This window comes from Dickeya dadantii NCPPB 898 (genome assembly GCF_000406145.1).
GTDB classification, from domain to species: Bacteria; Pseudomonadota; Gammaproteobacteria; order Enterobacterales; family Enterobacteriaceae; genus Dickeya; species Dickeya dadantii.
In genome coordinates this window covers 1-13592 of sequence record NZ_AOOE01000043.1, presented here as the reverse complement: position 1 = coordinate 13592, position 13592 = coordinate 1, and the positions used below count along the sequence as shown (strand labels likewise).

Annotated in this window: 12 protein-coding genes; 2 read left to right on the top strand and 10 right to left on the bottom strand. The window is 52.8% G+C overall.

The window, feature by feature from the left end:
• Positions 1–239: 239 nt before the first annotated feature.
• From DDA898_RS00075 to DDA898_RS00065, 3 genes are all read right to left on the bottom strand, one after another.
• The gene (locus DDA898_RS00075) at positions 240–2108 is read right to left on the bottom strand and encodes a potassium transporter Kup (protein ID WP_038909781.1); all 1869 of its coding nucleotides are present in this window, start codon (positions 2106–2108) and stop codon (positions 240–242) included.
• Between the two features lie 309 nt (positions 2109–2417).
• Complete coding sequence (locus DDA898_RS00070) at positions 2418–3539, bottom strand: ABC transporter substrate-binding protein (RefSeq protein WP_038909780.1); 1122 nt, start codon at positions 3537–3539, stop codon at positions 2418–2420.
• Between the two features lie 242 nt (positions 3540–3781).
• Complete coding sequence (locus DDA898_RS00065) at positions 3782–4342, bottom strand: TetR/AcrR family transcriptional regulator (RefSeq protein WP_038909778.1); 561 nt, start codon at positions 4340–4342, stop codon at positions 3782–3784.
• 441 nt (positions 4343–4783) lie between these two features.
• Between DDA898_RS00065 and DDA898_RS00060 the strand changes: the two genes are divergently transcribed.
• The gene (locus DDA898_RS00060; protein ID WP_013317946.1) at positions 4784–5410 is read left to right on the top strand and encodes a TetR/AcrR family transcriptional regulator; all 627 of its coding nucleotides are present in this window, start codon (positions 4784–4786) and stop codon (positions 5408–5410) included.
• A 540-nt stretch (positions 5411–5950) separates the two neighbouring features.
• Here the strand turns inward: DDA898_RS00060 and DDA898_RS00055 are convergent.
• The 6 genes from DDA898_RS00055 to DDA898_RS00030 all read right to left on the bottom strand — a co-directional run bounded on the left by DDA898_RS00055 (position 5951) and on the right by DDA898_RS00030 (position 11364).
• Entirely contained in the window at positions 5951–6553 is a 603-nt protein-coding gene (locus DDA898_RS00055) for a PqiC family protein (protein ID WP_050570145.1), read from the bottom strand.
• Positions 6554–6555: 2 nt separating this feature from the next.
• On the bottom strand, positions 6556–8226 hold the full coding sequence (locus DDA898_RS00050; RefSeq protein ID WP_038909777.1) for a PqiB family protein: 1671 nt from the start codon (positions 8224–8226) through the stop codon (positions 6556–6558).
• Positions 8223–8843, bottom strand: coding sequence for a paraquat-inducible protein A (locus DDA898_RS00045; RefSeq protein WP_038909776.1), 621 nt, complete (start codon positions 8841–8843; stop codon positions 8223–8225). The genes DDA898_RS00050 and DDA898_RS00045 overlap by 4 nt, the downstream gene beginning before the upstream one ends.
• Positions 8836–9465: a paraquat-inducible protein A gene (locus DDA898_RS00040; protein WP_038909775.1), complete on the bottom strand. Its 630-nt coding sequence runs from the start codon at positions 9463–9465 to the stop codon at positions 8836–8838. The genes DDA898_RS00045 and DDA898_RS00040 overlap by 8 nt, the downstream gene beginning before the upstream one ends.
• A gap of 132 nt (positions 9466–9597) precedes the next feature.
• Positions 9598–10263 carry a DUF3313 domain-containing protein gene (locus DDA898_RS00035; RefSeq protein ID WP_038909774.1) on the bottom strand — a complete coding sequence of 222 codons (666 nt, stop codon included), beginning with the start codon at positions 10261–10263 and terminating at the stop codon, positions 9598–9600.
• Positions 10264–10671: 408 nt separating this feature from the next.
• Positions 10672–11364, bottom strand: a complete 693-nt coding sequence (locus DDA898_RS00030) for an expansin EXLX1 family cellulose-binding protein (protein WP_279629682.1) — start codon at positions 11362–11364, stop codon at positions 10672–10674.
• A gap of 410 nt (positions 11365–11774) precedes the next feature.
• Between DDA898_RS00030 and DDA898_RS00025 the strand changes: the two genes are divergently transcribed.
• Entirely contained in the window at positions 11775–12293 is a 519-nt protein-coding gene (locus DDA898_RS00025; protein WP_038909824.1) for a ClbS/DfsB family four-helix bundle protein, read from the top strand.
• Positions 12294–12436: 143 nt separating this feature from the next.
• On the opposite strand, the gene tehA is transcribed toward DDA898_RS00025, so the two are convergent.
• Entirely contained in the window at positions 12437–13399 is a 963-nt protein-coding gene (gene tehA / locus DDA898_RS00020) for a dicarboxylate transporter/tellurite-resistance protein TehA (RefSeq protein ID WP_038909773.1), read from the bottom strand.
• Positions 13400–13592 lie beyond the last annotated feature (193 nt).

Sequence of the window (13592 nt, the reverse complement as noted above, 5' to 3'; positions counted from 1 at the left end):
CTCATTTAGTTACAACAACCTATTTAGTTACAACATACTTATATTTTTAATACCCTCGGTAACTTGAAACATTGGCGTGATTATCGTCAGGCAGGAGGGGAAATGTGGGTTTTACGTATGGCGCAAACGTGGAACGAGTTACGGCCTCTCCTTTGTCGGGCAGGAAGAGGTTGGGATAAACGCGAGGACAGGCAGGGAAATATGCCTGTCCTCCATCGTAAGTGACTAATTATAAATGACTAGATGGCGATGCGTCGACCGATCTCGATCACCTGATTACCCGGCAACTGGTAGTATTCCGTGACATGCAGGCAGTTTCGCATCATCCAGGCGAACAGGTAGGATTGCCAGCGCGGCAGGGCGTCCGTACTGTCTTTGGCGACGATCGACTCATGGCCGATATAATAGGTTACGGATTCATGATCGGCACAGGCTTTCAGCGGCGGCGTTTGCCTGAGCAGTTCGGGAATATTGGGTTTCTCCATAAATCCGTAGTAGGCCACGCCTTGCCAGAAACCGGGAAATTTTTCGGTTAACACCAATTTGTCTTCCTCCCTGACGCGCGGCACATCCAGCACCTGAATGGTCAGGGCGATGATCTTGTCATGCAAGGCCTGGTTACGTTTGACATGCCAGCGCATCACCGGCGGCGCGACATTCTGCACGCGGGTTAAAAATACGGCGACGCCCGGCACGCGCGAAATGCCATCAGCCTGTAGCGATGAGAGAAACTCGTCTACCGGCAGCGTTTTTTCCGCCACGGTCTGCGATACGCGGGTCACACCCCGACGCCAGATAAACATCACGCAGAAAATCAGCATCGCCAGCAACAACGGAACATAGCCGCCGTCGAACACTTTCAGCATATTGGCGACGCAGAATCCCACATCGATCAGGATAAAAATGGCGGTGATGCTGAGACTCAGCATCTTGTTCCAGTGCCAAATCTTACGCATTGCCATATATAACAGCAGCGTCGTCATCAGCATCGTGATGGAAACGGCAATACCATAGGCGGCGGCCAGCCGTTCCGAAGACTGGAAGAGGATGACCAGGCTGAGCGTAACCACCATCAATAGCCAGTTAACGGTGCCCAGATAGATTTGGCCGTAGCTTTGCTCCGCCGTCTGGGTGATTTTCATTCTGGGCAACCAGCCGAGCTGAATCGCCTGCCGCGTCATGGAAAACGCGCCGGAAATAATGGCCTGACTGGCAATGATGGTAGCCAGCGTGGCGAGAATCACCAGCGGTATTTGCAGCGCCGGAGGGCACAGGCGAAAAAGAATATTATTGTTGGCGTCGGTGCCGGATAAGATAAATGCCGCCTGACCGGCATAATTGAGCAGCAGGCAAGGTAGCGCCATCGTATACCAGGCAATCCAGATGGGCTTACGGCCAAAGTGCCCCATATCGGCATACAGCGCTTCCGCCCCGGTGACGCACAGGAACACGCCGCCCAGAATCAGCAGGGCGATATGCCCGTGGGTAGCGAAAAATGTCAGCGCATGGACGGGGTTCAACGCCCAGAGCACGGCCGGATAATTCATGATGCTCCTGATGCCCAGCAGAGCCAGCGTCGCAAACCATAGCAGCATCACCGGTGCGAAAAACCGACTGATTTTGGCTGTACCCATTGGCTGAATGGCGAAGATAAGGACCAGCAGGACTATTGTCAGCGGCAGGATGTAATCGGTGGTTTCCGGCAAAACCAGCTCCAGTCCTTCCAGCGCCGACAATACCGAGATCGCCGGCGTGATCGCGCCGTCGCCATAGATAAAGGCCGCGCCCAGCAGCCCGGCGGCAATAATCCATTTCTGGCGTTTGGCCTGATTATTCTGCAACAGCGACATCAACGCCAGCACGCCGCCTTCGCCTTTGTTGTCGATCCGCATGGCAAACAAGGCGTACTTGATCGAGGTAACGATGATCAACGTCCAGAACAGGGTGGAAAGCAGGCCCAATATGGTTTCCGGTCGGCTGCCATCGCCGGCCAGTTGTATCACGGTATTGAAGGTATAAAGCGGGCTGGTACCGATATCGCCAAATACAATGCCCAGAGCGGAAATAGCCAGCAAACCTGGTGCTTTTTCTTGCTGCGTATGCGTCATATGCACATCCCGGTGAATGGTTAGAATCAGGAAAAATGCCGTGTAATCATAGTGTAGTCGGTTACGTTCATCCGGACGTGACGGCGCCGAAATTCTGGATAACATAAGAAGACTTAATGTGAAGAAGACTTAACGTGACGCGAGATGTGATGAGATTTAGCTTGCGGGCGGAACGGGTTTTCTGCGGAATAAAAAAGGGATTCCGTGACACGGCGGAATCCCTGGCAAATGAGCGATAGGTCATTCACTCACGTATTACGTGGCGGATAACATATTACATAGTGGATAACGTATTACATGGCAGATAACTCAGTGCGGCAGCGCCTGTTCCGGGTGAAGGCCGAGCCAGCCCGGCGACGGTTCGCCTTTGACTTCGCCCAGATACAAACCGATCTGCGCTCTGAAACGTTCGACTGCCGCCCGGTCGCTCATGAAACGCTCGAAGGCTTCCGGACTGGCATTCTTGTATTCCCAGATGTGCTTGTAACCGGCCGGCGGCGCCACATCGGTGCGAACCGACCACATATACCAGACGTCGGTCTGGGTTTTCGGGTCCAGCAGCCAGCTCAGATACAGCCTGGCGGATTCCGGATGCTTAGCCTGTTTAAAGATTGCCACGCGCTGCGCCCAGGCGACAAACGGATCTTGTGCCGGCAGCACAAAGCGGGAACTGGCTTTGGCGTCAGGAACCAGCGCGCCGTCAGTGGAGAAGGTTACCGCGGACTTGCCGCTTTCCACATCGTCCGCCGGCGCCTGGGTGCCACGTACGTAAACCGGCTCTTGTTCGCTGAACTTCGCCACATAATCCCAGCCGTATTTATCCACCACCTGTTTGAACCAGAACAGCACGGCGTCGTCGTCGTTCGGGTAGGTGACAACGATTTTTCCTTTCAGGTCAGGGCGCAGGTAATCATTGGCTTCACGCGGCCAGGATTTCTGATCGACCAGCTTGGTGTTGACCACATTACTGAACGCATCGACGAAAATGCCGGTCCAGGCACCGTCCTGATCCCGGAATGCCGGCCAGATCTTGTCCCAGCCCGCCGGCTTGTAGTTCAGCAGTGCGCCTTCTTTTTTCCAGCGCGAATAATCCTGCAACGTCTGTAGCTGAACGACGTCCGGAATCAGGCTGTCGGTCGCCAGCTGGTTATCGATGCGGGCATCATGAAATTTGCTGTAATCCACGATGACATTCAGCGTCATACCCGGAAAGCGTTTTTCGAACGCCTGCTTGATGCCATCCTGCTGGCCCGCGGTGTCGCCGCCGGCGTAGACCGTGACTACACCGCCTTCTCTTAGCGCGCTCTGGTAAATCTGGTCCAGCGATCGTTGTTCCGGCGTAGTGGCGGCATTCCCGGCAAAGGCTGCCGTGCTTCCCGCGAGCGCCAGCGTTAATCCGGCTGCCTTCATCGCGTTATTCACATTCTTCATACGATAGTCCTTGGTTACGTGTAGGTACTTTTCCCATTTAGGTATTTTTCCCGCGCAGGGACTTTCCCCATGCCGGTATTTTTTCCATGTAGGTACTTTTCCCATAGAGGTACTGCTCCAGTTTTCGCCGGTCGTTTATTACCGGCAAAGTCATGCCTGCCGGGGCAGTTCACCGCCCCGGAGGAACATGTATCGTTTCAATTTCAATGGGGGCGGGTGGCAATGACCCGCACAGATGTGCGTTAAGGACCGATGGCGGACCTGTTGGTGACGATGGCGTGAAACGCCGCCTGAATCACATCCGCATCCGGCAAGTCATCGACGCCGCTCAGAATGCCGCGCATCAACCAGGCATCGGTGAACGACACCGCCGCTTGCGACACCGGGCGGCTGAAACCGAAATGCTCGCTCAATATCGTTTCGTGGGCATGTAGCCACTCGGCGGCGTGCGCCCGCAGGAAGGGGCGGGAAACCGCGGCCACGAACAGTTCGTACTCACGAGTCAGCCTTGAGCGCTCGCCGATAGTCCAGAATACGAAATCGGTCAGGATCGCGGCAGGGTCGTCGGTTCCACGCAGCGAAAGCCAATGCCGGGTGCTGACCGCAAAGTCTTCAATCGCCTGATGCATCACCGCGGCCAGCAGATCATCCAGCGTTTTAAAATGGTAGGTGGTGGCGCCCAGCGACATCTGCGCTTCTTCAGCTACAGCCCGATGCGTACAGGCGTGCAGACCATCACGCCGAATGATGGCCGCGGCGCTGCGTATCAGTTGTTCTGCTGTGATTTCACTTTTCGATCTCATGGTTCCTCTCCGGGCGTCAGCGGGAATGCCAGCCCACGATGACAGCGGGCGATATCGGGCGTTCCGTAATCCGGCCTGCATCGTATCCTTGCTGGCAGTGAGAAGAGAATAGCGTGGATTTGACAATCTTGCTCAAAAAAACAGAATGAACTTTTGGATCAAAAAACCATTTATGATTTTATATTCAGAATTTAATTCTTATTTATTTTCATAAAATTTAATTTTACGGACTTAAATATCTATTTTAATACAAATGTACGATTTTAACTGCTGGGCGCGCTGTTACCGAAACTCGACTTACACATACGGGAGATGGTCAACGCCGCGCGGTTTCTTGGGGGGCCGGAATGTGGCATACTGCGACATAATTAAACTGTACTGTCCGGTTACCTAAGAATAACGCTGACTACATCATTCCGGACAGGTGCCAGAGGAGGCGTAATGCGAACACTGACTGAGGAAAAACGGCAGGCCATTATCGATGCCGCCGCCCAATTGTTTCAGGAAACGGGATACGAACGGGCGTCCATGAATGAGGTGGCTAAACGAGCAGGGGGGTCGAAGGCGACGCTCTATAACTACTTTCCCTCAAAGGAAGCGTTGTTTGAGACGGTTGTACGCACCTACAGTACGCGCTTTTTGACGGACGCGGCGGCGGAGCTCGACATGCCGGAAGACGGGCAGCGTTCTCTGGAGATCAAGTTGACGCGTTTTGGTGAAAAAATGATGCATGTTCTGACCGGTGGCAACCCGGCTTTGCAAATTTATCGCATTGTGGTTGGCGAGGCGGGCCATTCAGATATCGGTGCCTTGTTTCAGGGGTCGGGGCCGAAAGAGAGCATGGCCAGGTTGGCCGATCTCATGGCCGAGGCTATGCAAACCGGCGAACTGGCTCCGGCAGATCCCATGCTGAGAGCCATGCAGTTTACGTCGCTGGTCAAAGCCGAAGCGGATGCGGTGCTGTTGCAGCGTGAACTGCCTGATTATTCGACCGATCGCGTCAAAGAAATGGTGAGAAACGGTGTCCAGCTTTTCCTGCATGGGGCATCCCCGCAGGCAGGGAAATGAATCGCCAGCGGGCTGGTTGCCCATTGGGACAATAAATCCAACATTTTCCTCGTTAACCTCATCTGCGTGGCGTTTGCTCAACGGCATCGTACGTCACGCAGCGATATTTTTTGGTACGTCTTCATCCCTCTTTTTCAGACAATCAACGCCTTGACAGTGTTTTTTCTTTATATAAACTAAACCGTACAGTTTATTTATTGAGGGTGGAGTATGAAAATTCTGGCGTTGGCAGGGTTTGCTGCGGCTGTCTGTATGCTGACCGGTTGTGTCTCCCTGTTTTAGGGGGAAGCCATCTTATTCGGTTACGAGTGAGGAAAGAACATGAGAATTATTGGGCTGGTTTGTATCGTCATGGCCGCCATGATCCTGAACGGTTGTCTGTCTATCGGCAGTCATATTTAGCGCGCCGCCTCTGGGCGTGAAACAGGAGCCAGGTCGGGTGACCGAACTGGCTCTTCTTCAGGAAACACCAGCTATCGCTGCATCGGCGTATCCTCTGATCGACGTATCCTCTGTTTGTTTACACGTCGCTTTTCCGTTTCACGATTGACACGCCATATTCCCATCTTGTTGCCATTGCCGGGCGGTTTCCGCCATCTGTGTCGCGACTCGCTCAATAATCTTCTGCCAGGCAGAAAACAGTTGCGTGAGATCGCCGGCGGCGCTTTCCGTCAACTGGCTGCGGCAAGACAGTTTGAGGTGCTTATCCCCGCTTTTGGCGGTCAGGCTCCAGTCGGCGTCGAGCGAGACGAACTGACCGGGCCAGCTGTCAAAACGCCGAATCTGCATGCGGACCCGCAGTACAGGGATATCGCGCGGCAGCGGCTGCCCAGATGCATTAGAGGCCCCCGGCCGCTGAGCCAGCAGTGATGACAGCGCCGTGTGAATCTCATCGCTTAGCGGACTCAGCCAGCGATCGCCGTCAAGGATCATGGCGCCGTCCTGACCAGTGCGAATCACCACCTGCTGTCGGTCCACCTGCGCCGGTACATCGACCGGTAATACCTCAATCGCGAATGGCGCCGGGGGCGATACCGCACCGGCGGTCGGGGGAAGTAGCGTATGGTAGCGAACCTGCGGGGAGCGGCAGGCCGGTAGCGTCAGCGCCACAATGACAGTGAGCAGCGGCAGTATCAATCTCATGGCTATTTTCCTTTGGGGGAAGCAGAACGGTCATCCGCTGCGTTAGGGGCTGAATCCGATGAGCGTCCACGCAGTAGCGACTCCGGGTTACGCTCCAGTTGCTCCGTAAACTCGCGTAGGGTGCGCAGCGTCCGGCTTGCTTCCTGTAACGTCTGAGTGAAATGAATCAGCAATGGCGAGTCTTCCGCGATGAGTTCCTGGGCGTTTTCCGTCGTCAGTTGCGTTTGTTTCATCAGGCTGTTGGCGGTCGGCAAGGTCTGGTTATTGACCAACCGCAGCGTCTTGTTCAATTCAACCAGGGTGTTGTTCAGGTTATTGCCGATAGACTCCAGCGGCATGTTGTTAACTTTGGCGACGATACCGCCCAATTGCGCTTGCAGTTTATCCAGCCCGCCGCTGACGGTCGGTAATTCGATGGGGCGGGCGTTTGGATTAAAGCGGACGTTGGGGGCATCAGGCACAAAATCGAATGAAACATACAGTTGCCCGGTCAACAGGTTGCCGGGAACCGCCTGGGCCCGCAGGCCGTGGGCGACAAGGTCACGGGTGAACAGGGCGGCTTTGTTCACTGTTTCTGCGGGCGAAGGGGATTCAGATGGCGATGAACCGGGCAGTTTATCCAGCAAATTTCCCAGACGAGCGGGGTAGACCTCAACATCCACGATCGTCGGGAAACGATAGCCAGTGGGATTATAATCCAGCGTGATAGCCGTAACCCGACCAATGGTGACGCTGGAAAATTCTACCGGCGCGCCGATGTCCAGCCCATGTAACGCACGTTCAAACCGAAGCCGGAATGGAATCGCCTGCCCATCCGGCGCCGACATGGCGGACTCCTGATCCGGTGCCAATCGATAGCTGACGGGGGAGTTAATCGCCGGCGTTTTATCGCTATCTTTATTGCTCTCCGGGGTGGCAAACGCGATGCCGCCGGCCAGCACCGCAGCCACGGTCTGCGTTTTCAGGCGAAAGCCGTTGGCACCGACGGATAGGTCGACGCCGCTGACATTCCAGAAACGGGTGTCAGGCTGCACCAGTCGGTCATAAGGCGCATCGATGAAAACCTGTAAACTGACGCCACGGCCGTCTTCTTTCAGATGATAAGAAGCAAGACGTCCCACCTGTACCCGGCGGTAGTAAATCGGCGAGCCGATATCCAACGACCCCAAATCGTCGGCGTCGATGACAAAATGGCTCCCTGGCATGTCATTGATAATGGCGGGCGGGGTTTCCAGACCGGTAAATTCGCGCCGGGTTTCCGATGAATAGCCTTTATCCACGCCGATATAGGCGCCGGATAACAGGGTATCAATGCCGCTGACGCCGCTCATCCCCACGCGTGGCCTGACTACCCAAAACCGTGAGCCGCTGCGCGCCAGATTCTCTGCGCTTTTGTTCAGTTGCACCCTGACCAGAACACGGGAACCGTCATCGTTAATAACGATATCTTTTACTATTCCGACCGTGACGTCTTTGTATTTAACCGTGGTTTTACCGGCTTCAAGCCCTGTCGCACTGCGAAAGGAAAGGGTGATGTCAGGACCGGCGGACAGGCGAGACTGAACCAGCATAGCGAGGCTGATCGCCAGCGCGATAACCGGGACGAACCAGATAGCGGCATGACGCCAGCTGCGGCGAATGGCGGTGATCTCACCCGGTAACATCGGATTCATTGCTCCTCCTCCCAGATCGAACGCGGATCGAAACTCATGGCGGAGAGCATGGTCAGGATAACCACCAGTCCAAAAAACAGGATGCCGGGGCGGGGTTCCGCTTCGCCCAGCGAATGAAAGCGAACCAGGCTGCACACCACTGCCACGACAATCACATCCAGCATGGACCAGCGGCCGATCCATTCCGTTATGCGATAGAGCCGGGTGCGTTCGCGTCTTGCCCAAGCGCTTTTCCGACGAGCGGTGACCAGCAGGAGTATCAGGGACAGGAACTTCATGCAAGGGATCACCACGCTGGCAACAAATATGATCAGGGCAATGCCATACGAGCCATGCTGCCAGAAGTCGACGACGCCAGACATAATCGTGCTTTCGCCGCCGCTGGCGAGCTGGCTGGTGTGCATCACCGGTAGGGTATTGGCCGGAATGTAAAAAATCAGGGCGGCAAGCAGCAGAGCCCACGACAGGGCGGTGCTGCCTGGGGAATGTGCATCAAACCGGGTGTGGCAACGTGGGCAACGGGCGTTACGGTCATCCGCCGCCGGTGCGTCGAAAACCAGCCCGCAAACCGGGCAATCGCAGACATTCATCTGACGGGCTGACGGCACTTTATGCATGATGCGCCTTTCCGTGATGAACGGTCGCGCCAAGCGCCCACAGCCAACGATTCTCCTGACGGGTAATGATAAAAACCAGTATCAATGAAGCCACCAGAAACCACCCTCCGGGCTCGACAGAGACATCCAGCAGACCGGACAGTTTCCCCGCCGCGACCAAAAAACCGGGCAGACCCACTTCCATCATGTTCCAGGGGCGTAACCACCTCAGCGTTTTCATGATGGCGATAAAGCCCGGTGCCCGCCGGCGGGCGCTTGCGAACAACAAAATCCAGGTTAACAGCATGATTTGTAAAGAAGGGGCAAGAATAAGGAACAGCACCGCGCACCACGCCAGAAGGGCGGTATCACCCTGAGCAAGCGACCACATGGATTGCCAGAGCGTCACGTTATGGGTTAATCCATGAAAACTCACCGTCATGACAGGCCAGGCATTAGCCATCAGAAAGGTGATGGCGGAAGCAAAAGCCAGCGGAAGCAAACGTGCCGGGTCCATCGACGAGGAGCGATAAAGAATGGCCAGACAGCGCACACATTGCGCGACATCGTTGCCGACCAGCGGGCGGAGGCGATACACGCCACCGCAGTGTGGGCAGGCGATTAAATACGGGTAGCTTTTCATCGCGGTGGACAATACTCAGCAAGATAAGGGGGGAAACAGATAACCGGCTTTCGGTTATCTGTTGTTTTTAACATTTACCGGTATGCCCGCGGTGACGCCTTACAGGCGACTCGGCCGGTCAACGGGGATCGCTTATTTCAGTATGCCGGCCAGCTCGTCTGCACCTTTATCGATCCCGACTTCTGCCGCGCTCAATGAGCCAATGGTGGCAGAAACGTTCATGGCGTTCGGGTATTGCTTAGCGACATAGGCATGAAGCAAGCGATTGGAAGTAGAGTCGTAGATCTCGACAGCATAACTCACCGAACCGCTGAACATGCCCTCTTTGCCACGAATAGATTGCACGATGTTGTAAGGGCCGCCGGCAAGGTCGAACTTGGTGAATGTCCCTACCACTTGCGTCGTGGTTTCGGCACCGGTAAGCGTCAGTTTCAGACGTAAAGCATCCGGCGCAGATGCTGTCGCCTGCCTGAAGCGTGGGCGCAGCGCCTCTTCGAACTTTGTTTGCATATAGGCGGCAAGTTGTTGCCTGTCAGACACGGACAGGTCGCCAAACTGATTGTCGCTGCCTGAATACACCACGACAGGCTCAATGATAATGCTGTTGTACTTTTTCCAGTCAACCGGCGCGGCGTACTTGAAGGGGATTCGGTCGGATGCATCACCGCTGTTAGGGGTCAACTGGGCTGATGAACCAATACCGGTGTAGCGTAAGGGTTGCTGGCTACCAGAACAACCGGCCAAAAAGATGGCGAGGGTCACGATGGCTGGCTGGGCGGCCCGTGCGAATGCTTTCATTTGACGTATCCTGTGATAAAGAACTTATTGTTGAGTGACGTAACACTGACTTCCCTGGTGAAGGCGGAAACCTTCTCTATACGGCGTTAGCCTTCTGATTAACCCCACTTACCGGGTGAGCTAACGCCAACACATTAACTAAACCGTACGGTATAGTTTTGCATTGACATTTAAGGCCTGTCAAGGGAATGTTGCGGGCACTCAGCATGGCGTTGGCTATCTGGGGGCAGGCGAGGTGTGTCAGCAGGCAGCGCCCGCGTTGACGAAAAACACGGAGTGGATAAAACCAGTTTGCAGGCAAAACGTGGGCGGTTTAGTGGAAAAAGCGAAGAGGGCCAGAGGAGAGAGGAAAGAGCTACCGGTATCACCGGTAACTCTTATTTGCTCAGTATCCTGTCATCATAGAAATTAAGGCAGTTGTACTTTTCCGGTGATCAAATAGGCGGACGACGTGCTGTCTGACATCGGCGGGAGCGTATCGCTTAAGATATTACCTTTGAGATCGGTAAATTCGATCGGAATATCATTTTTACCAACGAACTCCAAAATAAAATGATTGTAATCTGTTTTTGGCGCACTGACCCACTGATTGCCTCGCAGATACTTCATCCCAATAATCGGATATTTGACATTTCTGAATTGTACTGCAGCCCAATAAGGATTAGATCCTTCTTTAACTCTGTACACCACATTACCGCTTATCGGTGCCTTTACTAATTCCCATTGGATATTAATTTTACCATCCTGCAAATTACCAATTTTCTCGAACGCATTGAATGATAGATCCAGTGCACAATCGCCGCCTTCAGGGTATAAGTCAGTGACATACACCGTTGTACTTCCCTTAGGCCCGGTAACTTTGAGATAAGCGCCGGCGAGCGCCGCTTTAACTCCTTTATAGTCCAGTTGCGCTCTGTTTAACGCGGTTATCTCCATATTGGCAGGGATTGGGTCCAATAATAAAGCGCCGCCGGAATAACCTGAACCCGTGGCAGTCGCATAGCCGTAGCAGATATCGCCAAGTTCCCAGGCAGCCTGGGCACTATGGGCCAGAGGTAATAACAGTGAAGATATTAATAAAGCCTTTTTGAATGTCATCATAGTCATGTCCATATATTATTTGATGTAAGATGAGAAGCACATCCCGCTTCACATTAAACATTGTGTAATATTTATATTTCAGTGAATAAGATAAATCCTAAAAAAATTAAAGACAACGATTCATCATAGAAAAAGAAATTATTCGTCATTGTGTGGATTAAATATAAATCCGGGAGGAATAAATGGGAAATAATGTGATGTAACGCAATGATATCCATATATTCAATTGAGAACTGATGGGAATTTTATGGCAACGACCAGAATTATTCCTCACCAGCCTGACCGTTGCGTTTTATCGATCCGAACCGGTGTTTTTTATGGTGCTTCCCCTGTAGTGGCAGGTGGGTCATAATTGATTGTTTTCCAGACACCACACCGGCATCTTTTTTAAAACTGAGAGGGCGTTCTTGATGGGCGTGCCACAAACAAAATCCGAACTACTTTTCGCTATTGATAAAAATTTCACGAAATTAATCGGTTACCTCAATGCGATTCCGCCAGAGCTCACTGCGGATAAATCGCTGGATGGCCATGCAAAAGGCACGGAGATGAGTGTTTGTGAGCTTGTTTCGTATTTGCTGGGATGGAACACTCTGGTTGTAAAATGGATTAGCGGTGACGCAACAGGGCAACCTGTTGATTTCCCAGAAACCGGTTACAAGTGGAATCAGCTCGGGCTTCTGGCGCAGAAATTTTACTTTGATTACAAAGGATTAAATTACCAGACGTTAATCAATAACCTTCAGTCGGTAAAAGACGAAATAGTGAGGCTGATTGACGAGCGCACTGATGAAGATCTGTATGGCAAGCCATGGTATGGCAAATGGACAATGGGACGTATGATCTCATTGAACACGTCATCACCCTATGCCAATGCTAATGGGAGATTAAGGCAGTGGGCAAAGAACAATCACCTGCGTTTAAAGTGAACATCTCAAATTGACGGTGATGTTCCATTATGGCAGTTAAACATCAGATCAGGAGCCTTCCACCCGGATAGCGGAAGACTCTTTTTCATACCGTATTATCGCATCAGGCCATTGTGATTTTTAAGCGCGGGGAAAATAGGGGGTCAATTACTGTTTTCCCTGATGATTAATTTCCCGCTGAATAAAAGAGACGCTGTTTTTATCATAAGGAGTACGATAACCAGATTAGAGGCAATAAATAACGGGAATGATATCCAGTATAATGCTCCGCCCGGTACAGCATTCCCCAGTCGGATGGACGTTGTCGCCAATGACGCGACACCAAATGAGAAACTCCAGAATGAGGGGTTAAATGGCTGACAACAGTACCAGGGAATCAGCCTTATCATAAACAGCATCTGTAACAGGCCATAACCGAACAATAATTTAGCAAAAACATCCGCCTGGCCGCCATTCACGCTTAACCAGGCGCTGCAGGCCACAAAAGCCGGAGCCATCTGAATGCCGAGCGACGTCCGTACGGCTGGGGACATTTCATCAAGATTTCGTAACCGACTCAGAATTGCGGGTTCAAGGCTAAGCCAGGAAAAAATCCCGGCCCCAAGAAACAGGATCCCGACATCCTGGAACCCCAGCGCCCCACATGCCATCGCACTGATAAAATTATTCGCGACGGTTGGAAGATACAGCCCCGGCGTAGTGGCTTCTCTGGGATGTTTCCCTTTCCATAATCCTGCTGTTTGCCAGGCTGAGTAGGTGAGTTGGATAGCGACAGCAATCAGGAAAAGGCCGAGAGCTATCGGGTGATTCCATGGCGCAATCCCTATCGCGACAAGCATCGACGTCGCCGGCGCCAGGCTCACAAAACTGCTTTTGAGCGGGTGTCTTATCTCCTGAAGAAGGCTGTCGGCATGCCGGAGCATTCTTATAATCAACGCCAACATCAAGAGCGCCCATATGATTATTGCCAGAAAGATGAGGGTATTAGCGGGTATGGTTGTGACGGGCCAGATAGTCGCCGCGAACCGCCAGGAAAATCCCAATCCAATGATGCCAAGGACGATGCCAAAGTAACCAGCGGGGAGGTTAATGTGTGAGTTGTTCATCACCAGTCTCCTGAAAATTCAAAATTATTAAAATATTTATTGATGCAGCATTCATGAGGTCAGGAAGAGGCCATTATTTATCGCTTTCTTGCCGGTGTTCAAAACGCCGTCCAGTTATGGGCGGGTATACTCATATAGTTATCAACGAATGTCTATCTCTTGCGAAAGGAACTCATCGGCTAACTTTTTGTTA

Bases quoted from the DNA above. Each gene is read 5' to 3' on its own strand.
- DDA898_RS00075 (WP_038909781.1), bottom strand. From the start codon at position 2,108: ATGACGCATACGCAGCAAGAAAAAGCACCAGGTTTGCTGGCTATTTCC.
- DDA898_RS00070 (WP_038909780.1), bottom strand. From the start codon at position 3,539: ATGAAGAATGTGAATAACGCGATGAAGGCAGCCGGATTAACGCTGGCG.
- DDA898_RS00065 (WP_038909778.1), bottom strand. From the start codon at position 4,342: ATGAGATCGAAAAGTGAAATCACAGCAGAACAACTGATACGCAGCGCC.
- DDA898_RS00060 (WP_013317946.1), top strand. From the start codon at position 4,784: ATGCGAACACTGACTGAGGAAAAACGGCAGGCCATTATCGATGCCGCC.
- DDA898_RS00055 (WP_050570145.1), bottom strand. From the start codon at position 6,553: ATGAGATTGATACTGCCGCTGCTCACTGTCATTGTGGCGCTGACGCTA.
- DDA898_RS00050 (WP_038909777.1), bottom strand. From the start codon at position 8,226: ATGAATCCGATGTTACCGGGTGAGATCACCGCCATTCGCCGCAGCTGG.
- DDA898_RS00045 (WP_038909776.1), bottom strand. From the start codon at position 8,843: ATGCATAAAGTGCCGTCAGCCCGTCAGATGAATGTCTGCGATTGCCCG.
- DDA898_RS00040 (WP_038909775.1), bottom strand. From the start codon at position 9,465: ATGAAAAGCTACCCGTATTTAATCGCCTGCCCACACTGCGGTGGCGTG.
- DDA898_RS00035 (WP_038909774.1), bottom strand. From the start codon at position 10,263: ATGAAAGCATTCGCACGGGCCGCCCAGCCAGCCATCGTGACCCTCGCC.
- DDA898_RS00030 (WP_279629682.1), bottom strand. From the start codon at position 11,364: ATGATGACATTCAAAAAGGCTTTATTAATATCTTCACTGTTATTACCT.
- DDA898_RS00025 (WP_038909824.1), top strand. From the start codon at position 11,775: ATGGGCGTGCCACAAACAAAATCCGAACTACTTTTCGCTATTGATAAA.
- tehA (WP_038909773.1), bottom strand. From the start codon at position 13,399: ATGAACAACTCACACATTAACCTCCCCGCTGGTTACTTTGGCATCGTC.